The 24,853-nt window shown below is 28.2% G+C and carries 26 protein-coding genes, 2 tRNA genes and 1 other RNA gene; 6 read left to right on the top strand and 23 right to left on the bottom strand.

Going from position 1 to position 24,853, the window contains the following annotated elements:
- Positions 1 to 196: 196 nt before the first annotated feature.
- The 14 genes from I2E83_RS15710 to dnaX all read right to left on the bottom strand — a co-directional run bounded on the left by I2E83_RS15710 (position 197) and on the right by dnaX (position 12,280).
- Positions 197 to 703 (bottom strand): small multi-drug export protein, encoded by a 507-nt coding sequence (locus tag I2E83_RS15710; protein WP_195266722.1) that lies wholly within the window; start codon positions 701 to 703, stop codon positions 197 to 199.
- Positions 704 to 804: 101 nt separating this feature from the next.
- Complete coding sequence (locus I2E83_RS15705) at positions 805 to 1,224, bottom strand: hemerythrin domain-containing protein (RefSeq protein WP_195266721.1); 420 nt, start codon at positions 1,222 to 1,224, stop codon at positions 805 to 807.
- A 249-nt stretch (positions 1,225 to 1,473) separates the two neighbouring features.
- Entirely contained in the window at positions 1,474 to 2,028 is a 555-nt protein-coding gene (locus tag I2E83_RS15700) for a rubrerythrin family protein (RefSeq protein WP_195266719.1), read from the bottom strand.
- 518 nt (positions 2,029 to 2,546) lie between these two features.
- A complete protein-coding gene (locus tag I2E83_RS15695; RefSeq protein ID WP_195266717.1) occupies positions 2,547 to 3,782 on the bottom strand; it encodes a DUF1015 family protein in 1,236 nt (411 codons plus the stop codon).
- 25 nt (positions 3,783 to 3,807) lie between these two features.
- Complete coding sequence (locus I2E83_RS15690; protein WP_195266715.1) at positions 3,808 to 4,713, bottom strand: D-2-hydroxyacid dehydrogenase; 906 nt, start codon at positions 4,711 to 4,713, stop codon at positions 3,808 to 3,810.
- Between the two features lie 188 nt (positions 4,714 to 4,901).
- Positions 4,902 to 5,978, bottom strand: coding sequence for an alanine--glyoxylate aminotransferase family protein (locus tag I2E83_RS15685; RefSeq protein WP_195266713.1), 1,077 nt, complete (start codon positions 5,976 to 5,978; stop codon positions 4,902 to 4,904).
- A gap of 288 nt (positions 5,979 to 6,266) precedes the next feature.
- Positions 6,267 to 6,713 (bottom strand): large-conductance mechanosensitive channel protein MscL, encoded by a 447-nt coding sequence (gene mscL / locus I2E83_RS15680; RefSeq protein WP_195430791.1) that lies wholly within the window; start codon positions 6,711 to 6,713, stop codon positions 6,267 to 6,269.
- Complete coding sequence (locus tag I2E83_RS15675; RefSeq protein ID WP_195266709.1) at positions 6,714 to 6,899, bottom strand: hypothetical protein; 186 nt, start codon at positions 6,897 to 6,899, stop codon at positions 6,714 to 6,716.
- Between the two features lie 296 nt (positions 6,900 to 7,195).
- Positions 7,196 to 7,444 (bottom strand): pro-sigmaK processing inhibitor BofA family protein, encoded by a 249-nt coding sequence (locus I2E83_RS15670; protein WP_195266708.1) that lies wholly within the window; start codon positions 7,442 to 7,444, stop codon positions 7,196 to 7,198.
- A 67-nt stretch (positions 7,445 to 7,511) separates the two neighbouring features.
- Positions 7,512 to 7,769, bottom strand: a complete 258-nt coding sequence (locus I2E83_RS15665) for a DUF2508 family protein (protein WP_195266706.1) — start codon at positions 7,767 to 7,769, stop codon at positions 7,512 to 7,514.
- Positions 7,770 to 7,848: 79 nt separating this feature from the next.
- A complete protein-coding gene (gene cls, locus I2E83_RS15660; protein ID WP_195266704.1) occupies positions 7,849 to 9,384 on the bottom strand; it encodes a cardiolipin synthase in 1,536 nt (511 codons plus the stop codon).
- Between the two features lie 21 nt (positions 9,385 to 9,405).
- Positions 9,406 to 10,002: a recombination mediator RecR gene (recR, locus tag I2E83_RS15655; RefSeq protein WP_195266702.1), complete on the bottom strand. Its 597-nt coding sequence runs from the start codon at positions 10,000 to 10,002 to the stop codon at positions 9,406 to 9,408.
- A 165-nt stretch (positions 10,003 to 10,167) separates the two neighbouring features.
- A complete protein-coding gene (locus tag I2E83_RS15650; protein WP_195266700.1) occupies positions 10,168 to 10,512 on the bottom strand; it encodes a YbaB/EbfC family nucleoid-associated protein in 345 nt (114 codons plus the stop codon).
- A 148-nt stretch (positions 10,513 to 10,660) separates the two neighbouring features.
- Positions 10,661 to 12,280: a DNA polymerase III subunit gamma/tau gene (gene dnaX / locus I2E83_RS15645; RefSeq protein WP_195266698.1), complete on the bottom strand. Its 1,620-nt coding sequence runs from the start codon at positions 12,278 to 12,280 to the stop codon at positions 10,661 to 10,663.
- Positions 12,281 to 13,218: 938 nt separating this feature from the next.
- On the opposite strand from dnaX, the gene I2E83_RS15635 reads away from it, so the two are divergent.
- The 5 genes from I2E83_RS15635 to I2E83_RS15615 all read left to right on the top strand — a co-directional run bounded on the left by I2E83_RS15635 (position 13,219) and on the right by I2E83_RS15615 (position 15,933).
- Positions 13,219 to 13,764, top strand: coding sequence for a thymidylate synthase (locus I2E83_RS15635; protein ID WP_243242189.1), 546 nt, complete (start codon positions 13,219 to 13,221; stop codon positions 13,762 to 13,764).
- Between the two features lie 115 nt (positions 13,765 to 13,879).
- Positions 13,880 to 14,023 carry a GIY-YIG nuclease family protein gene (locus tag I2E83_RS15630; RefSeq protein ID WP_195266089.1) on the top strand — a complete coding sequence of 48 codons (144 nt, stop codon included), beginning with the start codon at positions 13,880 to 13,882 and terminating at the stop codon, positions 14,021 to 14,023.
- Positions 14,004 to 14,894: an NUMOD3 domain-containing DNA-binding protein gene (locus tag I2E83_RS15625; RefSeq protein ID WP_195266087.1), complete on the top strand. Its 891-nt coding sequence runs from the start codon at positions 14,004 to 14,006 to the stop codon at positions 14,892 to 14,894. Before I2E83_RS15630 ends, I2E83_RS15625 begins: the two co-directional genes overlap by 20 nt.
- A 239-nt stretch (positions 14,895 to 15,133) precedes the next feature.
- Positions 15,134 to 15,448 carry a thymidylate synthase gene (locus I2E83_RS15620; RefSeq protein WP_243242188.1) on the top strand — a complete coding sequence of 105 codons (315 nt, stop codon included), beginning with the start codon at positions 15,134 to 15,136 and terminating at the stop codon, positions 15,446 to 15,448.
- Between the two features lie 2 nt (positions 15,449 to 15,450).
- Entirely contained in the window at positions 15,451 to 15,933 is a 483-nt protein-coding gene (locus I2E83_RS15615; RefSeq protein WP_195266085.1) for a dihydrofolate reductase, read from the top strand.
- Positions 15,934 to 16,194: 261 nt separating this feature from the next.
- Here the strand turns inward: I2E83_RS15615 and ffs are convergent.
- The 7 genes from ffs to I2E83_RS15580 form a co-directional block, all read right to left on the bottom strand.
- An RNA gene (gene ffs / locus I2E83_RS15610) (signal recognition particle sRNA large type) lies at positions 16,195 to 16,456 on the bottom strand.
- 3 nt (positions 16,457 to 16,459) lie between these two features.
- Positions 16,460 to 16,549 (bottom strand) — tRNA-Ser (locus tag I2E83_RS15605).
- A gap of 98 nt (positions 16,550 to 16,647) precedes the next feature.
- Positions 16,648 to 17,415, bottom strand: coding sequence for a prolipoprotein diacylglyceryl transferase (lgt, locus tag I2E83_RS15600; protein WP_195266083.1), 768 nt, complete (start codon positions 17,413 to 17,415; stop codon positions 16,648 to 16,650).
- Between the two features lie 97 nt (positions 17,416 to 17,512).
- Positions 17,513 to 17,956 carry a nucleoside deaminase gene (locus tag I2E83_RS15595; protein WP_195266081.1) on the bottom strand — a complete coding sequence of 148 codons (444 nt, stop codon included), beginning with the start codon at positions 17,954 to 17,956 and terminating at the stop codon, positions 17,513 to 17,515.
- 85 nt (positions 17,957 to 18,041) lie between these two features.
- Positions 18,042 to 19,286: a hemolysin family protein gene (locus I2E83_RS15590; protein ID WP_195430788.1), complete on the bottom strand. Its 1,245-nt coding sequence runs from the start codon at positions 19,284 to 19,286 to the stop codon at positions 18,042 to 18,044.
- A gap of 457 nt (positions 19,287 to 19,743) precedes the next feature.
- Positions 19,744 to 19,818, bottom strand: a tRNA-Arg gene (locus I2E83_RS15585).
- Between the two features lie 82 nt (positions 19,819 to 19,900).
- Positions 19,901 to 20,725 (bottom strand): staygreen family protein, encoded by an 825-nt coding sequence (locus I2E83_RS15580; protein ID WP_347707769.1) that lies wholly within the window; start codon positions 20,723 to 20,725, stop codon positions 19,901 to 19,903.
- A 280-nt stretch (positions 20,726 to 21,005) separates the two neighbouring features.
- On the opposite strand from I2E83_RS15580, the gene I2E83_RS15575 reads away from it, so the two are divergent.
- Entirely contained in the window at positions 21,006 to 21,731 is a 726-nt protein-coding gene (locus I2E83_RS15575; protein ID WP_195266075.1) for a lysophospholipid acyltransferase family protein, read from the top strand.
- A gap of 307 nt (positions 21,732 to 22,038) precedes the next feature.
- Here I2E83_RS15575 and I2E83_RS15570 read toward each other — a convergent pair whose 3' ends face one another.
- A complete protein-coding gene (locus I2E83_RS15570) occupies positions 22,039 to 23,409 on the bottom strand; it encodes an MATE family efflux transporter (RefSeq protein WP_195430785.1) in 1,371 nt (456 codons plus the stop codon).
- A 133-nt stretch (positions 23,410 to 23,542) separates the two neighbouring features.
- Positions 23,543 to 24,649: a Fic family protein gene (locus I2E83_RS15565; RefSeq protein ID WP_195430781.1), complete on the bottom strand. Its 1,107-nt coding sequence runs from the start codon at positions 24,647 to 24,649 to the stop codon at positions 23,543 to 23,545.
- Between the last annotated feature and the right edge of the window lie 204 nt (positions 24,650 to 24,853).

Raw genomic sequence — 24,853 nt, 5'->3', positions numbered from 1 at the left:
ATTTATTATATTATATTACTATTATTACTATATTTTATATATTTTTTTATTTTTAACTCATCTAGTAAATTTTAATATATTTTATGATTTTTATATTAAAACAAATCTTAATGCCATAAAAAAAATATTAACTTACTATATTTATGTTATGTAAGTTAATATCTTATTTGTGATTATAATTATTTATTCATTATGTTTAAGCCATTGCTCTAATAGCAAATGGAATTCCATAGGATATAAAAGTCATTATTATTGTTGCTATCATTATTCCTATAAAAATTGATAGAGATGCTTTTTTAATATCAATTCCTAATAATGCTGCTATTAGTGCGCCCGTCCACGCACCAGTTCCTGGTAGAGGTATTCCTACAAATAATGCAAGCCCCCAAAATTCATACTTTTGAATCTGATCGCTTTTCGACATTGATTTTTCTTCTAATTTTTCAACTAAAGGTCTAAATAACTTAGTCTTTTTCATCCAATTAAATACTGGTGTAATGAAGAATAGAATAAATGGTATAGGAACTACATTTCCTATAACACATAAAACTATAGCCTTAAATACTCCTATCCCTAATAATGAAGCTGCAACTAAACCACCTCTTAACTCCAAAATTGGTACCATTGATATTATAAATGCTACAGCTTCCTTCGGCATAAAACTTAATGTGTTAGTAAACCAATTAATTAATGAATCTGTCATAATATGCTCCTTATACTATATTTTCTTTAAATCTTATTTATTAAAATGTAATTATTTGCATATATATAAGATTACATAATAAACCCATAGTATTCAAGTCCTTATTTTTTTAAATTCTTAAGCTTTGGATATAAGTTCTTATCTTCTTTATCTATTCTATTTTCTAATAGTCTTAATACCTTTTTACTTTCTATTAAAAACTTATCTTTATCATTTAATATCTTATTTTTAGTATTAAATTGATTTTTGAACTCCGTAAATATTACATGAATATTTCCCATTTCATCACTATATTCCTTAGATATATTTCTTAAATTACTATCATTACTGTTGATTAATTCTGGATATAAAAACTTGTCCTCTGTTTTCATATGAATATTTAGTTTTCCAGCAAGTGTATTTATATCCCAAACTAATTCATCTAAACTATCTTCAATATTTCTTAAATTCAAAGTACTATTAATTTTTTTAAATAATTTATTTATCTCTAAATGTTGTCTTTCTAGATTATCTATATTCATATACGTAACTCCTATCTTTAATTTCATATATTTTTAACTTAGCTAAATTATAAATCAATTTCATTGTATTTTATGTGATTAGAGTCACAATTTTACTTATTATGAAAAACAACCTAATAATAAAAAATTGATAATAGAATAAGTCTTTTATAACCCATCCATATATAAATAGATATATAAATAAAAACATATACAAATAAGATGCATATGTTTCTATTTACTATATATTTATTTAAAATAATTTTTATATTAGAAAGATTTGAATATATCTTTTTTTGCACCACAAACTGGGCAGTTTTCTACATTATCTCCAATTTCAGTGAATCCACAAACCGGACATACATAGATAGTTTCATCGCTTATATCTTTTTGTTGCTTAGCCATATCTTGAGCATCTTTAAACATCTTCGCGTGGATTTTTTCTGCTTCTAAAGCATAATGAAAAGATCTTTGAGCATCAGTTTCATTTTGAAACTTTGCTGTTTCTAAATAAACAGGATACATTTGATCTATTTCATGTAATTCACCATCGATTGCACCTTGTAGGTTTTCAACTATATTTGTATGGCCAAATACAGCTCCAGCAGCAACTGTTTTATCTCCAACTTGTTCATTTAATACATTAAAATGATTCTTAGCATGGCACCATTCTGCATAGGCAATTCCTCTAAAAAGTCTTGCTATATTTGGATAACCATCCTTCTCAGCTGAATCCCCCCAAATAGTATAACGCATATGAGCCATACTTTCTCCACCATATGCTGAACTTAAAAAATCTACTGTCATTGCATTTTTTACTGACATAATTTAAACACATCCCTTCAACTAAATAACATTATTATTATTCCAAATATGAGAATAATAATTCATTATTTATAGAATTCTCTCTAGATAATATTTAATGTATTACTTTATATAGTTATACATTATATAAACAACCTACTACCACCCCCGTAAATTTATGGAAGTTATTAGCGAAGTATAATATATTTTAAAATTATTTATTTAAGTATAAATCATATAAAAATAAAGATATTCAAATTTAATTACTCCATACTTCTCTAAAATCATCATAAACTTTATATGCCATGAAAGCACAAAATAAATCTACTTTTAAAATCTCAGATGATTATAAAGGATTTATATGATTATATTTTTATATTTCAGCATAAATAAAAAAAGAGTTATAAGTTTAGGCATTATCTATTTTAGTACTTTATGCCATCTAATTCTAATAACTCTTTTATCTTATTCTTTAACTAATTTCTTAATTTAAAACAATAACCTTTTATTATTTTCTCACCATTTCATTTTAGTAGCTCCTAGAACTTATGAATAAAAAGTCCACTTCTAGGTTTTGGCTCAAACCATGTTGATTTTGGCGGCATTATTTTTCCGCTATCTGCTATATCCATAATATCATCAGTAGTTGTGGGATACATAGAAAAACTAACTTTCATATCTGTATCAGCTCTTCTTTCAAGTTCTTTTAACCCTCTAATACCTCCAACAAACTTAATTCTCTTAGACTTCCTTGGATCATCTATTCCTAGTATTGGTTTTAAAAGATTATTTTGAAGTATTGATACATCTAATCGATCTACTGGGTCATTTGGATTAAATATTCCATTCCTAGCTTCAAGTAAATACCATTGTTTTTCTAGATACATTCCAAAAGTATGTTTTTCTTTCGGTTTAACTTGTTCATTACTTTTAGTAACTATAAACTTTTCACTTATCTTATTTAAAAACTCTTCTTTTGAAAGTCCATTTAAGTCTTTAACAGTTCTATTATAATCCAATACCTCTAACTCGCTATCTGGATAGGAAATTGATAGGAAATAATTAAATTCTTCCTCTCCAGTATAATTTTCTGTTTCTGCCCTCTTTATATGCCCAACTTTTACTGCTGATGCTGATCTATGATGTCCATCAGCAATATATAAGTATTTTACTGATTTAAATAATTCACTTATTTTATTTACTGTACTTTCATCATCTATAATCCATACAGTATGTGATATTCCATCTTCTGATTTAAAATCATAAATAGGTGCTTTTTTCACCCATTCGTTTATTATATTTGAAATATTTTTATTTTCTCTATAAGTTAAGAAAATAGGACCTGTATGTGCCTCGCATTTATAAACATGATTAATTCTATCTATTTCCTTATCTTCTCGTGTTAACTCATGCTTCTTAATTATATTATTAGTATAATCATCTATTGAAGCACAGCCAACAAGACCAACTTGACTTCTTCCATTCATAACTTGCCTATAAATATAAAAGTTAGGCTTTTTATCTTCTATATAATATCCCTTTTCAATCATTTCATCTAAATTTTCTTTTGCTTTTTCATAAACCCTATCATCATATACATCTATATCACTTGGCAAATCAACTTCTGCCTTATCTACATGCAAGAATGAATATGGATTATCTTTTACCATTTCTCTAGCTTCATCACTATCCATTACATCATAAGGAAGTGCTGCTATTTTATCTGCTAATTCTCTTATAGGTCTTATACCCATAAAAGGCCTCATTACTGCCATTAAAATTCCTCCTAAATTCTATAGCCTAGTTAAAAAAATCCCTTATAACTGAGACTACCTCTTCTCCAATTCTTTCTTGTGCTTCTATTGTTGATGCACCAATATGTGGAGTACAGCTAACTCTTGGATGATTAACTAATGCTTCATTTGTATTTGGTTCTACTGCAAATACGTCTATCCCTGCTCCTGCAATTTTTCCGCTATCTAATGCCTCTAATAGAGCTTTTTCATCTACAACTTTTCCTCTTGCACAATTTATTATATAAGCTCCATCTTTCATAATATCTAACTCTTCTTTTTTAATTAAAGATCCATTTTCTTTATCATAAGGAACATGTAATGAAATAAAATCTGATTTTTTAAGTAAGTCATTTAACTCTAGAAATTCATAATTTATATCATCTTGCTTGCCAAATACATCATTATATACTATATTCATTCCTAATGCTTTTGCTTTGTTAGCAAGTGATTTACCTATTCTTCCCATCCCTATTATTCCTAATGTTTTTCCTCCAAGCTCAATTCCTTCATATTTCTTCTTATTCCATTCACCATTTCTCATAGTGTAATTTGAAGTTCCAACAAATCTTGCTACTGCAAACATGTGAGCTAACGCTAACTCAGCAACTGAATCTGAACTTGCATTTGGAGTATTTTTAACTGTTATTCCCTTTTCATAAGCTGTGTTTAGATCTATATTATCTATCCCAACCCCAGCTCTTATTATAAGTTTTAATTTCCCACCTGCAGCTTGTTCTAATACATCCTTAGTTACTTTTGTTGCAGATCTTACTACTAAAGCATCAAACTCTTTAAGTTTCTCTCCTAAAAATTCTTTATCATAATGTTCATCCACAACCTGAAATCCTAATTCTAATAATTTATTAATTGCATTTTCTTGCAAACCATCACTTACTAATATTTTATACATTTCTACGCCCCCTATTTAATAGTGAAAAAGTGAAAAAATGAAAGAATGAACAAGTTAAGATAAAATCCTTTAAGGATTTTTGAATATAAAGTGATTCGCCCCTATATCCCTTAAGCTTTGCATAGCAAAGCAACCCCAATTCTTTCACTTTTCAATTTTTCATTAGTAAATTGCTCTGCAATTTATTATTACTCTAAACCTAAAATATCATTTATATTACTTAAAAGCTCATTTACATCTTCCATTTGGCAATCCGCCATGTGAGCTATTCTAAATGTCTTATCTTTTAGGCTTCCATATCCATTTGATATTTGGAATCCTCTCTTTCCTAGTTCCTTATTTAATGCAGACACATCTATTCCCCTATTATTTTTAACTGTTGTTAAAGTATTAGACAAATAGTTTTCATCTGGGAAAATCTCAAAATATTTTCTTGCCCATGCTCTAACAACTTTAGCCATTTCTATATGTCTTGCAAATCTATTTTCTAGACCTTCTTTGTTTAGTATATAGTCTAGTTGATAATCTAGCGCATACATATGAGATATTGATGGTGTTGAAGGATATTGATAATCCTTCTTTTGAATATATTTATATAAAGATAATAAATCTAGATAAAATCCCCTATTAGGTACCTTTTCTGCTCTTTCCTTTGCTTTATTTGAAAAAGTACATATTGCCATGCCTGGTGGCAATCCTATTGCTTTTTGTGTTGAAGTTAAACAAATGTCTATTCCCCATTTATCAACCTCTATCTTTGTTCCTGCAGCAGAACTTACTGTATCTACTATAAAAACAACATCTGGATATCTTTTTATAACTTCTCCAATCTTTTCAATTGGATTCATTACTCCAGTAGATGTCTCATTATGAGTAACTGCTACTAAATCATACTTACCTGTTGCCAATGCTTCATCAACCATTTCAGGCTTAATAGCATTTCCCATTTCTACTTCAAATAAGTCAGCAGGAACGTTATTTGAAATTGCCATCTCATACCATCTCTTTCCGAATGCCCCAACGGAAAATACAGCAGCTCTTTTTGCTGTACAGGATCTTATAGCACCTTCCATAAGTCCACTACCTGATGTAGTTGAAAGTAATATTTCACTTTCTGTAAAAAATAACTTTCTTAAGTTGTTGCTAATCCTTCTTTGAAGTTCTGAAGCCTCTTTGCTTCTATGCCCAATCATAGGATTTGCCATCTGTTCTAAAACATCTGGTCTTACCTCAACTGGTCCAGGAATAAATAGTTTTTTATGCATCGTACCTCTCCCCCATATAATCTTCATTTTTATTGCTTATTTAATTATTGTTAATTTTACTACTTTTTTACACATTTAACAACCTTTTTTCGATTCTTTCAATATAATATTATTAAAAGTATCGTTTTATTACTAAAATAATAATTTCTATTATCATCTTATGCTCTTGTACTATGTTTGAATACTAATTTAAATATAAAATAAAGCTACAGCTCCTTTTATATTATAAAAAAGCTGTAGCCTTTAATCCTAAATATATTTATATCTATTATTTATACTATGTACTAACTATTCTTCAGAAGCCTCTAGCTGATTCTTTAATAAATTTCTTATTTCTGTTAACAGTTCTTGTTCTACTGTTAACTTTTTCTTTTCTTCTTCCTTTTTGGCTTCCTCTTCTTTTTTACCATTTAATTTATTAACTATTTTTATAAATATAAATATAGACAGTGCTATGATTAAAAAATCAACTATGTTTTGAATAAATAACCCATAATTTAATGTGACTGCATCACTTACACCTTCTACTGCTGGTTTTAATACATATGAAAGATCCGAGAAATTAACTCCACCTGTTAAAACTCCTATTGGTGGCATTATAATGTCCTTAACTAAGGATGAAACTATTTTATTAAAAGCTCCCCCTATAATTACCCCAATTGCTAGATCTAACACATTTCCTTTCATTGCAAAGTCTTTAAATTCACTTATAAACTTCTTTCCTTTTTCCTTCATCTAATCAATCCTTTCATAATGTTCATCAAACGTTAGAATAGACTCTGTTTCTCTGCAATACTTTACACACATACATTGTCCCAAATGCCTAGGACACTTATAACATAGACACCCTTTATCATCACCATTACAACTTTTTTTATACTCTGGACAATAGTTGCAATTTATTCCATTACCTGCTGGCATAATAATGTTCCCCCTTAAATTTAATTTATATTTATTTTATCACATGAGTCAATATATAAACTTAGTAATGTTTTGTAAATTAAAATAATGAAAAATGATACTCTTTCATTTATAAATTATAGTAACCATTTTTTACAATCTACATATACTGATCTCATAAGAGGCTTTTCACTCATAATAGACTGAAAAAACTTCTAACTCCCATCTATATAAACTTTTGGGAACTATAAGTTCCCTCTCTCATTAAAATAAAAGAGATTCAATTAAAACTGAATCTCTTTCATTTTTATAAAGATTTATAAAAACAGTTGAAATATTACTAAAAATATAACACCAGGAACTCCTAAGAATCCTGCTATTAATGCTGTTATTGCATTTATTCCTATTGAAAACCCGAAGTAAGAACCTAAAATATTTGTTAGGTATAATAAAACTATTCCTATAATACCATTTATTAAAATTTTTAATGGCCATTTTAAAAATTTTATTAATAAATACAATAGAACTAGTCCTATTAATCCATATAAAATCATATTTAAATCCATATAAATCCCCTCCGATTAATATTATGTATTATTTAACAATAATATTAATATATTGCATACCTATATATTAGTTTATTTTTCTTAATTCTCTTCTTTTAGCCATAGATATTAAATAATCATATCTAGTTTTAGCTACATCTTCTGCATGAATTGCTAGTTCAATTAATTGAGGATCGCTTACTGAATTAAATAATGATCTTGCTACTTCCATTTCTGTTATAGCATCTTTTATTGCACTCAATAACTCTAAGTCATCCTCACTGTATTGTATCTTATTTTTCTCCGCATTTTGCATCAATAAATCTAGAATGGTTTTCTTATCCATTTTCTATCCTCCCAAATAATTTATATATTAAAATATTATCCAATTTTTAACAAAATTATTCGAGATTTATTAACTTTTCTTACATTAACGGTGCAAAAACTCTTAATATTGCTGTTATAAATTTATTTGACCATTTGATTCTATGGCAATCCTCTATTGTTATCAACTGGCAAACCTTCAAAGTTTCTAGGAAGTCATTCTTAATTTCCATTAATGATTTTGTCTTATAAAGTAAAACTCCACATTCAAAATGTAAATAAAGGCTTCTGTAATCCATATTTATAGTTCCTATAACACCTATTTCATCATCAGATACAAATGTCTTAGAATGTATAAATCCAGGAGTATACTCATATATCTTTACTCCTGCTTCTATAAGCTGAGCATAATATGCTCTTGTTACCATATGAACATACCACTTATCTTCTATATGTGGAGTAACTATTATAACTTCTACACCACTTTTGGCTGCCAAAGTTAAAGCAGTTACTAATTCATTATCTACTATTAAATATGGCGTATTTATATAAACATATTCTTTTGCTTTATTTATAATATTTAAGTATACATTTTCCCCTACAGTTTCATCATCAAGAGGACTATCACCATAAGGTTGAACATATCCATCCCCTTCGAACTCTTTATCATAATTCACATATGGCTTATATTTTTCATAGTCTTCTTTTTGACCACAATTAAATTGCCATGATTGAAGGAACATCATAGTTAAATTCCAGACAGCTTCTCCTCTTATCATAATTGAAGAATCCTTCCAATGGCCAAATCTAACTATTTCGTTTATATATTCATCAGCTAAGTTAATGCCTCCTGTAAATGCAGTATGACCATCAATTATTGTAATTTTTCTGTGATCTCTGTTATTCATTATAACTGATAGAAATGGCACAAATGGATTAAATACTAAACACTTTATTCCCTTTTGCCTTAACCTCTCGTCATACTTATAAGGAAGTGTTCTTAGGCATCCCATATCATCATATATTAACCTTACATCTACGCCTTCTTTTACCTTATCTTCTAGTATTTCCAAAATACTATCCCACATCACACCTTCTTGGATTATAAAATATTCCATAAAGATATAATGCTTTGCTTTTTTTAATTCTTCTTTTAGCTTTTCAAAAAACTCTTCTCCAGGTGATAAATATTTTGTAGTAGTATTTTTATAAATAGGACTTGCTGCATACTTATTTAAATATTTTACTTGGTTTGCAATTCCCTTATCTTCTTTTTCAATTTCACTGAGTATATCCTTATCTTGAATCAATAATTTAGCTGTTTCGTTGTGTATATTAGTTATTCTGGCTCTAAATTTCTTAGTAGTTTTTCTTAATCCAAAAAGCAAATAAAATAGCCCACCAAAAACAGGAACTAAAAGTACAGGTATAGTCCACGCTAGTTTGTAAGAGGGATTATCCTTAGTACTAACAATATAAATAACTGCAAATATACTTATTAGAAATAATAATACATATAGATATACGAAGGATTCAGAAAGCTTCCATATAGCAAAAATAAGAATTGATAATTGCACAATAATAAGTAGCCCAACAATTGCCATTCTACTAAATAAAAATTTTAATATCTTACTCATACATCCACCTTTCAATTATATTTATATCTCTTTTCTACCTTCTAATGCCTTTGAAAGAGTTACTTCATCAGCATATTCCAAGTCTCCTCCTACAGGTATTCCTGAAGCAATTCTAGTTACTTTTATATCTAATGGTTTTAAAATTCTAGATATATACATTGCTGTTGCTTCACCTTCAATATTAGGGTTAGTTGCTATTATGACCTCTTTAACATCAGCGCTCATTCTTGCAACTAATTCTCTTATCCTTATATCTTGTGGTCCTCTTCCTTGCATAGGTGATAAATTTCCATGTAATACATGATATGATCCATTATATTCCTTAACCTTTTCCATAGTCATTATATCTTTAGGTTGCTCTACAACACAAATTACATCTTTATCTCTATTTGGATTAGAACATATTGCACAAGGGTCCTTGTCTGTAAAGTTACCGCATATTGAACAATACTTTATTGTTCCCCTTGCTTTAACCAAGGCATCTGCAAACTCTTTAACTTCATCTTCTGGAAGATTCAATACATGTAACGCTAATCTTTGAGCTGTCTTTTGGCCAACACTTGGTAGCTTGGCAAATTCTTCAATAAGTTTTTCTATAGCAACTGGATAAAAATCCATAAAATCATCCTTTCCGTAATTTAAATACATAAAAAGGCGAAATAAATTCGCCTTTTTATGTTTTAATTTTATTTATAAATCATTCATAAATAATTAAACATTATTTATGAATTTCTAATTATTAATTGCAAACTACGAACAATGCAAATTATTAATTATTAATTATTAAAAAAGTCCTGGTATATTCATTCCACCAGTTAATTTACCCATTTTATTTGCGCTTTCTTCATCAGCTTTTCTTAATGCTTCATTTACTGCACTAAGAACTAAATCTTCTAGCATTTCAACATCATCTGCATCAACTACTTCTGGTTTTATGTTAATTGAAACTACTTCCTTTTTACCATTTGCTTTTACAACTACAGCACCACCGCCAACTGAAGCTTCAAACTCTTTAGTTTCAAGATCCTTTTGCATTTGCTCCATATCCTTTTGAAGTTTTTGCGCTTGCTTCATTAGGTTATTCATGTTTCCTCCACCAAATCCGCCTGGAAATCCTCCTCTTGCCATAAAAACATCCTCCTTATTATAAAAATCTATTCTTTATTATATAGTATTTTTCTTTATTTTACTACATTTAAGATACTATTTGCATTAATTTTCATTCTTATTATTCTTATTTTTCATTTTGTTTATGTGCATATATTATAACTTAATTTTATTCATCTAATATATCTACCATATCAGATCCTAAGGTTTCTAAAAGCATATCTGCAGTTGACTTTTCACTACTTGATGTTTCTTCAACCTCAAAAACAATTTTTATATCTTCTCTAAAAATTTCTGCTAATACTTCTTGTATTATTGCCTTATACTCTGGCTTTTCTAATCTATCCTTATTAAACTTAAATTGATCCTCATATTCAATAGTTAAAACACCATTTTTACATTCCACTGGCTTTCCAGTAAGCATTGATGCATATACTATCATAGCTCTTCTTGCCTTAAATCTCTCTAGAATATCCTTCCATGATCTTTGAATATCATTTATAGTTACCTTAGAGTTTTCATTTGCTACAATATCATTATTTCTAGGCTTTGGCTGTTCTCTATTAGGCTTATTAGTAACAGCTTCTTTTTTGGCATCACTTTTATTAGGAGATGCTGCACTGACCACTTTAAGGCTACCATTTTTTAATCCTTCTTCAAGCTTATTAATTCTAGTTAAAATAACTTCATTAGATGTGTCATATTCTATTTTACACATTTTAATAACAGCTAATTCTAAATATAACCTAGCTTGCTTGCTTATCTTTGCATTAGATTCGGTTTCTTGAAGAATTCTTATATATCTCATTACTTCTTCTGCTCTAATTTTACTTGCTTGATCTTTTATTAATGCTATATTTTCTTCTGACATATCTAATACTTCTTCGGGATTATTAGTAACCTTAGCCATTAATATATTTCTATAGTGAGCTATCAAATCCTTAATAAATAGATAAATATCTTTTCCAGCATAAACAACTTCATCTATTATATTGATAGATTTTTCTACATTTCTTTGTATTACAGAATTAGTAAGATTGAACAAATGATCATTAGTAACAAGTCCAAGCATGTTTATAAGAACATCATACTCTACTGCTCCATTTCCCATTGATATAGCTTGATCTAATATACTTAAAGCATCTCTCATTGCTCCATCTGATACTCTTGCAATTAAATTTAGGCTTTTATCATCTGCGAGGGCATTTTGCTCATTGACTATTTTTCTAAGACGTTCTGTGATTTCATTATTATTTATTCTCTTGAAATCAAACCTTTGACATCTTGAAAGAATAGTAATTGGAAGCTTTTGCGGATCTGTTGTTGCTAAAATAAATATAACGTTCTTTGGAGGTTCTTCTAAAGTTTTTAAAAATGCATTAACAGCACCAGTAGATAACATATGAACCTCATCCATTATGTAAACTTTAAATCTAGCCTCTTGAGGAGGATACTTTACGTCATCTATAATATCTCTAATTTTATCAACACCATTATTAGAAGCTGCATCTAATTCAGTAACATCAATTGCTAAACCTTCATTTATTTTTCTACACATTTCACATTCATTACATGGCTCTCCATCTTTTAAATCTAAGCAATTTAAAGCTTTAGCAAATACTTTAGCTGTTGTTGTTTTTCCTGTTCCTCTTGTTCCACAAAAAAGATATGCATGAGCAATTCTGTCATTTAATATTTGGTTTTTAACTGTTGTTGTTATATGTTCTTGACCAACAATATCATAAAAATTTTGTGGTCTCCATTCTCTATATAAAGCTGTATATCCCATAAAATCATTCCTTAAATTTAATTATTTACTTATATTATAAACTAAAGCTGAGAATTAATGAAGGATTGAAAGTTTTAATTTTGAATCCTTCATATTTATTTTTTCAACATGCAAGTCACGCAACAAAAACTTGCATCTTATTTTGTTAATATTACCTTCACATTTTAATTTACAAATGCTGTAATTATTTTTCGTTAAATTTTAGACAATCATTCGTCTTTTGTTATTATATTCAAATTATACATAATATTTACTTATAAAAACCAATAAGTATTTATAATATATTTTTACCTTTAACCTTTAATTATATATACAATCTTATTTTATAATTATTATAATATTAATTCCTTTATTAGTAAAATTTAAAATTTATTTACTTTATAGTGTATTTATCTCTATATCTTTAAATTGCAAAAAGAACCCAAGATAAACTTGAGTTCCTAAATAATTTCTATATTATTTTTTATATAAATTTATTTTCATTACACAGAATCTATTTCTCACATAAATTATCACTATATTCTTTTGATTCCTTAAGTCCTAATCCAGTATGTTCTCTATATCTTTTAATAGCTTTTATTTTTCCTCTTCTTTCTAAAATAATATCCTTAGTTCATCATCAATATTAGAATAATTTTCTATTCCTTAATGCTTAATTACTTTATCTAACTTTTTATTTATTTGTATTACTTCTTCTCTCAATTGTGAAACATAAGTCATTAACGATGCAATAATTACTAATAAAATACAAGTCATAATATCCCCCATATTTATCACCTCTCTTTAAATTTTCACATTTAAAATACCCATATATAATTATACGCCTATTTCCATATTGTGTAATTTAAATGCTGTAATTTATTTTTTATATAACTTTCCTTATGATATAATATACCTGTTCATCCCATGGGGTGAAATTAAGATATAGAGGTGAACCTATGACAACAAATTTTATATCAAAGGCAGATAAGTTATTTAAAGAGACATTAAATGATATTCTTACAAATGGAGTAAGCACAGAAGGTCATAAAGTAAGGCCTAAATATAAAGATGGCACTCCAGCACACACAATATATATAAATCAAGTTGTAGAAAAGTACGATATATCTAAAGGTGAATTCCCTGTTACTACACTAAGACCAGTTGCATGGAAATCAGCAATAAAGGAAATTCTATGGATATATCAAAAAGCTTCAAATGAACTATCAGTGCTAGAAGAAATGGGCATCACTTGGTGGGGCGATTGGGAAGTTAATGGTACAGGAACAATTGGTCAAAGATATGGTGCTACTGTAAAAAAATATGATTTGATGAACAAATTGTTAAATGGCTTAAAAAATGAGCCATATACTAGAAGACATATTATAGATTTATATCAATATGCAGACTTCGAAGAAACACCAGGTTTAAATCCTTGCGCCTTTCTTACTGTTTGGTCTGTTAGAGATGAATATCTAGATATGACCCTTACTCAGCGTTATTAGAGCGCCTGTATATAGTAATACATACAGCAAACCTATCTAAACAGGGAAACTCTTAATATTAAGACAATCCTGTGCTAAAATGCCTATTCTTCTTTAAAAAGGAGATTAATAAAAAATGAATTACATTTATGAAATCAGAAATATAATAACTAATAAAAGATATATAGGAAGAACTAATAATCCTAGGAAAAGAAAGACATTTTCAAGATTTAAGAAAAGGCATTCATCATTGTTATTATTTGCAAAGAAGTTATCATAAGTATAATGAAGAAAATTTTATATTTACAATATTACATGAGATAAAAGATTTCAAGGAAGTATGTGAATTAGAGCTATCTTATCTAAATTCAGATGAAGCGCTATATAACATAAGCAAAGAATCGTCAGGTGGAGATCTTATTTCTTATCATCCGAATAGAGATAAAATAGTAGAGAAAATGAGGAATTCAAGCAAAAATATTTGGGCGAACCTATCAGAAAAAGAAAGATTAGAGCGTATAGAAAAAGTAAAGGGAGAGAATAATCCCAACTTTAAAAATAGGGGCAAAAATAGTCCTCTATATGGAATTCCTCTTTCCGAAGAACATAGCAAAAAAATAAGTGAAGCTAATAAAGGTAAGAAATTATCAGAGGAAACAAGAAATAAGATTAGTGAGATAAATAGAGGTAGGACTCCATGGAATAAGGGAATTCAACTTGGCCCATTATCTCCAGAAACAAAAGCTAGACTTAGTAAGGTATTAACAGGAAGAGAATGTTTAGAAGAACAGAAGCCTATAGTATGTGAAGGATATTATTTTAGAAGTATAAGACTAGCTGCAAAAACTTATAACGTAACATCTACTGCAATAATAACAAGAATTAAATCCAAAACTAATAAATTCAGTGAATTTTATTATTTCGATAAGACTCATGATAATATTAATAATTATACTATATATGAAAATGAATGTAACTTTAATTCAAATCTTATAGGCATTACAAAAGAAAAAAAAGTATATTGTGAAGGGGTAATACTTACTGTGCAAGAAGCTTTAAGTAAATATAATATGAAAAGTTCAAATGCACTAAAATATAGATGTGATTCAAAAAAAGAAAAATGGAAAGATTTTTATTATATAAATCAATAAGAATATGCATAAATGCCAAACGACTATCGAAAACATTTGAATTAAGAAATATAATTCAAAGAAGTGAGTAGAGTAGAGCCTAATGTTATGAGGTAAGGCAATGAGTGAATAAGACCTTTTAAATCGAAACGATAGGGTTCTTAAAAACGGTAAAAGTTTTTAAGAATATGATATAGTCTAAACTATATAGCGATATATAGAAGTTCATAAGAGAACTGTATAAGTAGAAGCGAGCTTATATGAATATTTTGTCAAGCGATTATTGCGTTGCAGGCCATGTTAATAAAATTCAATATGTTTCATTAATGATGATGGTAGCAAGGCATGTTGGTTTAAAACCTGGAGTGTTTATGCACGTTGTTGATAATCTACATATTTATGATAGGCATGTAGAACAAGCAAAAGAATTAATAGCAAGAACTCCTAGTAATAAACAACCTAAATTAATTCTTAAAGACGGTAAAACAAATTTCTATGATTTTACTATTGATGACTTTGAAATGGTAGATTATGAACCTGTTAAACCACAATTAAAATTCGAATTGGGGATATAATTATGATTAGTTTAATAGTAGCTATGGATAAAAATAGAGGAATAGGTAATGGAAATAAACTCCTTGCTCATATTTCTGAAGACTTAAGATATTTTAAAAAAGTAACTGATGGTCATACAATTGTAATGGGCTATAACACATATATGTCATTACCTAAAAGACCATTACCTAATAGAAGAAATATTGTTCTTACTACAAAAGACATAAAATTAGAAGATGCTATAGTAGTTAATTCTATTGAAGAATTATTAAAATTATTAAATTCTAAAGAAGAAACTTTTATATGTGGTGGTGCTAGCATATATAATCAACTGCTTCCATATGCAGATAAACTTTATATTACTCATATTTTTGATGAATTTGAAGCTGATACATATTTCCCGGAAATTACAGATGAATGGGAAATATCAGAAAGTATTTGCCACAAAGAAAATATAAACCATAAGCATCCTCATATATTTACGATTTATACAAAAAAAGATTAATAAAGTAAATCATGGTTTATTAAGTCAGTAATTTGTAATATATATTTGTTTAGTTAGCACATAGATAACATCTTTAAATAATAAAGAAAACGAGGGTATTCCATAAGGAATGCCCTCGCTTTCTTTGTCCTATTGTATGTTAATCCTATTGAAGAGTAACCTTTAATTAAATAAATATTCTATGTAATAATTAAACATTTATTTTCTGCGCTTTACATTAAAAAAACCCTTCTTTTGGTTAGAAAGGCCTAAAAATTAAAACCGTGCACCTAGCTTCGACAGTAATCTATAGGCGTTACTATGTAGTTAGCTCTGACAAGATTGATCCATATCACACGCAGTAATCGCTTATCGCTGCTTCCTTCCGGACCTGACGAGGTTCACGCACTTACGTCGTATGGGACCTTGCCATCAACACCACTTGCATAGGCAGACCCTACAGATTAAAGCCTAGGCTAGGAATTCAACCCCGCTATAGCGGATTGCGGGTTACAGGGCACCGCTGACTCCCCATCTAGCACGGCTATGGCGGAGAGAAGGGGATTTGAACCCCTGATAGAGTTTCCCCTATACACGCTTTCCAGGCGTGCTCCTTCGACCACTCGGACATCTCTCCATAAAATAATATATAGCTATTTAATTTTAACTACTGCTATATATTATCACATACTAATTCATATTGCAACATTTAAAACTTCTATGTAACTATAATACCTAAACAGCCTTATTTTTCTTATTTATCCAAACAATTAAAACTATACCTAGTAGTACTCCAAGTAAGCTTATCATTTGAGCTGTTCTTAGTCCCATAAACATTAAACTATCAGTTCTTAATCCTTCTATAAAGAATCTTCCTATTGAATATAAAATCATATATCCACCAAGAACTATACCGTCTTTTGCTTCCTTTTTCTTATAAACAATATAAACTAAAATTGCACAAACTAAAAGGTTCCATATTGATTCATATAAAAATGTTGGATGATAATAAACTCCATTAATATACATACCCTTTTGAATAAATTCCGGGAACTTACTTATAAATTCTTTAGATACTGGACCTCCATGCGCTTCTTGATTCATGAAGTTACCCCATCTCCCAATTGCTTGAGCTAGTATAACTCCTGGCATTATAACATCTACATATCTTAAGAAGTTTATTTTTCTATATCTTGCAAATATGAAACCTGCTAATAACGCAGCTATAACTCCTCCATGTATTGCCATTCCACCATTTCTTATGTTAATTACATCCATAAATGAATGGTAATTTTTATATTCAAAAGCTACATAATATAATCTTGCTCCAATAATTGATATTGGAAAAGTTATTAAAAATGCATCTATTATTGTATCATAATCTAATTTTTTCTTCTTAGCCAACATATATATTAATAACATAGCAGCTAATACTCCAAGTGATATTATTATTCCATACCACCTTATTTCTAAACCAAATAATTCAAAAGCTACTGGATTCATTTTATTTCCTCCTCTTATAGTTATTACTTTAATTATATAACTTTATAGATAATTATACCAAATAAATATGTACTATTTATAAAGGAATACATAATTCCTAATTTTTATTCCTTTGTTTTAAGAAAAATGAAGTTAATAAATAACTACATTCCTGATTGTAGCACCACCTAACATCTACATGCCAATTAAATATATTATAGTCTATTAAATTTATAGTAGAGCCACAGGCACCCATATCTTTATTAAAAGTGCCTATAAATAACTTTGAAATTCTGCTTTGTGCTATTGCTGCTGCACACATCGGACAAGGCTCCAAAGTTACATACATCTCGCAACCTGATAACCTCCAATTATTTAACTTTTTGCAAGCATCTTCTATTGCTAATATTTCTGCATGTGCTGTTGGTAACTTTAAACTTTCCTTCAAGTTATGTTGACTTGCTATAACTTCTCCATCTTTAACTATAACTACACCTACTGGAACTTCTCCTTTGTTATATGCACTTTTAGCTTCTTCTATTGCTAAATTCATATAATCCATAAAATACAACCTCTTATTAAGAATCTATCATTTTAAATAAAAATGGAGAACTTAATTTTATATAGTTCTCCATTTTATTTTTAAATTAAGTGTATATTCTAACTTTCTTAATTCTATTTTTATCTACTTCTTCAACTACAAACCTAATATTATTAAGCTTAACTTCCTCTGATTTCTCAGGAAATCTTCCTAATTCACCAATTACTAGTCCTCCTACAGAATCAAACTCCTCTGATTCCATTGTAACCCCTATTAAATCACCTATATGATCTAATCTTGCACTTCCATCAACTATATATTCATCTTCTTTAACAACTACTATATCGTTATCTTCTTCGTCATCATACTCGTCTTCAATTTCTCCAACCACTTCTTCAATTAAGTCTTCTATAGTAACTATACCAACATTTCCGCCATATTCATCTAATACAACAGCCATGTGGTTTCTAGTTTTTTTCATTTCATTAAACAGCTCTGTAATTTTCTTAAATTCAAAAGTATAGTAAGCATCTCTCATATAATCAGAGATTTTAAAATTCTCCTTACTTTGAGAAGCTATTATTAAGTCTTTTACATTTAATATTCCTATAACATCATCTATATTCTGATTATAAACTGGTATTCTTGAGAATTGTTCAGTTTTAATAATATTTATAACTTCATCATAGGTAGCATTTATATCTACTGCTACTACATCAACTCTTTGAACCATAACATCCTTAACTTGAGAATCTGCAAATTCGAAAACATTAAATATCATTTCTTTTTCTACATCCTCAAGTACTCCTTCTTCTTCACTAACACCTACCATAGTCTTTAGTTCTTCTTCTGTTATAAATGGTTCTGTTGCCTTTGGATCACCACCTAAAAGTCTTATAAATAAGCTAGATATAGCTGTAAATATAGCTATAAATGGCCTAAATATTTTAACTGCAATATTTATAGGCTTACTAACCTTTAAAGCAACACTTTCTGATTTTTGTTTTGCTATAGATTTTGGAGTTATTTCACCAAATATAAGAACTAATATAGTCATCACTATAGTTACAACTCCTACTGCCCCTTCTCCAAAAGCTTTAACAGCAACAGATGTTGCAAGTGCAGATGCTCCTATATTAACTATATTATTACCTATTAGTATTGCTCCTAATAGCCTACTTGGATCTTCAGCAAGCTTCTCAACTAGCTTTGCTCCCTTAACTCCCTCTTCTACCATATGTCTTATTCTAATTTTACTTAGTGCCATTAAGGCTGTTTCTGACATAGAGAAAAATCCTGACATCAACAATAATATTATTAATAATACTATCTGCCACGTATAACTCTCCAAATTTATTCACACTCCTAAATTAAATATTTTTTATTTTATATTATATCATATCTTAAAATTAATATATTAATTTTAAGATAAAATTTAAGTAATAATTCTATAATATATAATATTTACCACAACACATTTATATAATTAAATTTTATAAATTATCTAGTTATCATTTTTCATATATAGGTAAAACATTATCGCTAAGTTATTTTCAAATTTACTTAGTTATGTATCTCTATTGTAGTTACCTTATCTTTTTCTTGGTAACTACATCTTTTGTGGTTACTTTATTATATTTCTTAGTAACTACATAACTTGTAGTTACTCTAATTCATTTATCGGTAACTACACTATATCAATAAACTCTATAAAATATATAATTCCTTAATCTTTTTAATTATATTTTAGTACTTAAAAAAACATAAAACCCTCAAGCCTAATAAAATTAAAGCTTGAGGGTTTTATGTGGTATCCCCAACAGGGATCGAACCTGTATCTGTCCCTTAGGAGGGGACTGTTCTATCCATTGAACTATGGAGACATAAACATCAAGTAAATTGTATAATAATATTAAACACATGTCAATATTATCCTACTTCTATAATATCATCCATAGCAATTATTTATTCTTCCATTCTTTTAATTATTACATTGTTTGGCTTTATGATAAAATCCATAGAAACCTCTCTAAGCTTAGATTTTATCTTCATTTTAACTGATAAAGACACTTCATATATTTTCCCACATCCATCTAATGATTTTATTTCATCAATATCAATTATCTCACATTTATCAATACAGTACCTTATATTATTCCCATATGCAACGCACAATTGATTTTCTATATATGGATTTAAAAGATTAAGTATAATACCTTCTTCCATTCTAATTTTAAAATTTTTTTTCCTAAGTAATTGAGACCTTGTTTTTCCCATTAGCCTACTTTCTTCTGGAGATTTAAGGTCACATTCATCGTAATCATCTTCTATATACTTATAATTTTTTAATTTTCCCCAATGCTCAACTTTATAAAATTCATCAAATCTTGAATTAAACTTTATAAATATATCTGATTCATCTAATTTATTATGTTTTTTTATTAATCCTAAATCTCCCTGTCTTATAGCAGTAATTACTAATGGTAGAACATCTCTAAATATTCTATTTCTTTGTAATACCTTATTTTTATCTCTTTCATTCCCATCTACACTTAACTCGATACACAAAATATACTTATTACCATTTTCGCACCACTTACCATATATTTCATCTCTTTTATCAGTTACACAACTTTTATCATACGTTTTAGCAACTATTACCAATATATTGCCTGCCTCATCTGAATGAGTAACTGTATAATTACGTGGAATTATTGGGCCCTCCTTAGATATCCCATCTTTAAAATCAAATATAAGTTTACTCGGTTCTAGTTTATCCAAACCTCTCACCTCTAAAATACTTTTTATTACTTACTATATGTTTGATATAATTATATAGTTACTTAGATTATAAATTATACTTTTTATACACATATTTAGTGATATATTTTTCAAAAATTTCATCACAACTAGTATTAATACCTATTAAGGTCCTACCGTTTCGTTAGACCCTTAAATATCAAGAAATACCACTTTAAAAGTTATCTATTTATTTACTTTTATATGTAGTAACTTTGTTATATACTTTATTTATGGAATTTTTAATAAATTATTGAAAGGATTTGATTGCATGCTTAGATCTATTGCTTGGTATATAGTTTTCTTCATAGGTTTACTGCTTAGTATACCTAGTATGATAAGAACTAAAAGGCTTGATAAAAAAGGTCTTGAAGATAAAAAGGACCAACTTGTTTATAAGGCGACTACAGCTTGGGCTAATAGTCTTTTAAAAGTTGCTGGAGTTAAAGTTACAGTTCATGGACTAGAAAATCTTCCTGAAGATCAAAATGTATTATTTATAGGAAATCACCAAGGAAATTTTGATATACCAATATATATTACTAAAATTCCTGGAGTAAAAGGATTTGTATCCAAAATAGAAGTAAAGAAAATCCCCGGAGTAAGTACATGGATGGAGTACATGCATTGTATCTTTATGGATAGAAGTAACCTAAGAAAAGCTGGAGAAGCTATAATTCAAGGTGTTAAGGTATTAAAAAACGGTCATTCCCTAGTTATATTTCCAGAAGGAACAAGAAGTAAAGGTGATAAGATGGGTGAATTTAAAGCAGGTAGTTTTAAGTTAGCTACAAAATCTAAAGTACCTATAATACCTGTTACAATGAGCGGATCTTATAAAATAATGGAATCTAGCAAGAAAAAATGGATTGTACAACCTGCTCACGTAGATTTATATATCCACCCAGCTATAGAAACAGCTAATTTAACTAAAGAAGAACAGGATGCTTTGCCTAAAAAAGTTTATGAAATAATACAAAGTAAATTACCTCATTAAAAATGAAGGAATTAAAAAATAGAAAAATATAAAGATAATTCAACTTTTCTGAATTATGAATATATAAAAATTAATAAAAAAGATAGCAGATAGATTATGGAAAACAAATCTATCTGCTATCTTTCTTGCTAAAGGTACAAAACACTTTTTATTTAAAAATCATCTGCAAATTTTTTTCTTAACTGCCTCACTTTTCCCTTTTTACTATTAATTTAAGCGATAAATATAAGTTGTCAAAGATAAATAGAATATTTGGAATGAGCATATAGTTAGCCACGGAATATATCTATTTCTCTTTTCGATTATATTACACTACTAATTCATTTTCTGCTATTACATTTTTAATCCATTTTCCAGATCTCAACCTACTTCTTTCAAAGCAAACTTTAATAAATTCCTCTATACATATTAAGAAATATACAAAAGTTATTGGCAATTTAAAAATTATAGTTGCTAAAAATGCCATTGGAACGGCATAAAACCAAACTGTTCCTAATTGAACTAATGTAGAATAAAGTGTATCTCCACCACCTCTAAATATTCCTACAATCATAACTACATTATAAGATCTTATAGGACATATTAAAGCCATTATTCTTAAAACTTCTACTGTATCCTTAAATGTCCCTGCTTCTACATTAAAAGGCCTAACTATTTGAGGAGCTAAATTCCATACTAAAACACCTATTATTAATCCAAGCATTGGTGCGACTTTTCCTATTTTATGTGAGTAATCGACTGCTATATCTTCTTCGTTTGCACCTATCTTGTTACCAACCATAATTGCAGCAGCAGAGGCTAATCCTATACACAATACCATAAACATATTATTTAATGTAGTTGCAATTTGCATTGTAGCTACAGCACTTGTACCTATTTGTGCATAAGCAATTGAATATGCAGTCATCCCTAATGACCACAACAATTCATTTGCTATAACAGCTGTTGATGTATTAAAATACACTTTTACAAAATCTATATCAAAAGCAAATAACTCTTTAATATTTGCTGATATAATATTCTTTTTGCCATATATCATAATAATTATATAAATCATTTCTATAGTACGCGCTATGGTTGTAGCTAACGCAGCTCCTGCTACTCCCATAGGTTTTACCCCTAAGTTTCCAAAAATAAATACCCAGTTTAAAAATGCATTGCTTAACACTCCAATTAAGCTTGCATACATTGGTACCTTTGGTTGCTCTGAACTCCTAAGAGCTGAAGAAAGTGCTTGTGTAAAATTAGTAAATATAAAGCTTATTGCAATAATTCTTAAATATTGAACTCCCAATTCTATAACTTGAAAATCTCTTGATAAAACCTTCATTATTGGCTCTGCCATAATAAATGCAGCTCCTCCAAATATTAATGAAGCTAAAAATCCAATAGTAATATCTAATCCTAGTACCTTTCTAATATTAACTACATCTTTTCTTCCCCAATATTGAGACATAAATACACTTGCTCCTGCATTTATACCTGAAATACATAACATAAAAATAAAGAAGTATTGATTTGCAAGCCCTACAGCGGCAATAGCTTCTTCTCCTAGTCTACCGACCATCAAATTATCCACAAGATTTAATGATGAAGTAACAAAATTTTGCAGTGTTATCGGTAATGCTAGTGTAAGCATTGTACTTATAAACATCTTATCTTTTAGTATCTTTTTCATCTAACTCCTCCCACTTTAGTTAATTTAATTATTTGCATAAAAAAAAGCACATGGGTAGTCTGCCGCCCATCTGCTCTTTTAACACTTAAATTTTCTCTAGTTATTTTCTAATAATTATTAAAATTTGTCAACATTATTCTTCAAAGTTATCCACAATTGTAGATATATCATTCTTATAATATTCATATCTCTTTCCTGACTTTGCTATCTTGAAAAAACCTAATGTTACTAAATAATTCAAATCACTTCTAGCAGTTTCATATGAAATATCCAGTTTATTTTTATAGTTTTCTATTGTTACAGTATTAATTTTAGATGATAAAATACTGTTAATAAATTTAATTTGTCTTTCTTCTAATTTTATATTATTTCTTTCAATTAACTCTTTCAATATTTTCTTACCAAATTTATAATTTAACTCACTATTTAAAGCTTCAATTGCATCTCTTAATATACCTATGTAAAATCTTATAAAGTAAGTTATATCACCATTTGAAGCTATACTATTTTCAATTGCCGCATTATATTTTTTTAATTTTGAATTTATTAACGTTGATACTGAACAATATTTTATAACTTCATATCCATTAACTAATAGATATTTATATGATAAAAGTTCTGAAAATATAGAATTATATCTTTTAAATGGCTTATTAACTATTATGTATAAATATATTGTTGCAGCTACTATTAATACACTTTTCTCACCATTTTCATTTATTAAGGAAATTAATGTTTTTATGTTATCTGCATTTAATTCATCTCTACTAATGCCTTGTATATTATTCTTATTATCCTTTTTGCCTTTTCCATCAATAATACTATACAAATTCAATATAAACTCTTCGTCAATTTTACAGTCATTATTAATAGCTAATTTCAAATTCTTTAATATTTCATCCGAAATAACTATACTATCTAAATTATCTAACCCTAGTAATTCCAACTCTTCCGCTGAATTATTTAACTTCTCCCTTATCTTTTGAGATATATAATTAAATACCCCCAAATTATTTGCTTCATCTATAAACTCAGTATTACAAATAATATCTTCCGTATTGTTAAACCAGTAATTTACAAGCGGTTCAAAATTAGAACGACTCTCCATAGACATTTTTATTCTATCTTCTTCGACCATTTTCCATATTTCTTCCAGTTCTTCTTTGTCGAATATTCTTCTTGAAATTTGCTTTTTGCTAAAATATAAATTTTTAAAATCTTGAATAAGTTGCGTATCCATATTTATCTCCTTACATATTTACTAAATATATACTATTTAATTCCTAAATTAATTTATATTTATAAACAATTTATATACTATGTTTTACACTATTATTTTACTTCGCAATTATATATTAAAATACTTATTCTTATATTACAAGAATATTATTTATAAATAAAAAAAGGGAGAGACAAATTCACTCCCATAATATGTAAATATAAA

This window comes from Clostridium sp. D46t1_190503_E9, assembly GCF_015555225.1.
Lineage (GTDB): Bacteria > Bacillota > Clostridia > Clostridiales > Clostridiaceae > Clostridium.
This window is presented reverse-complemented; position numbering and strand designations above follow the sequence as displayed.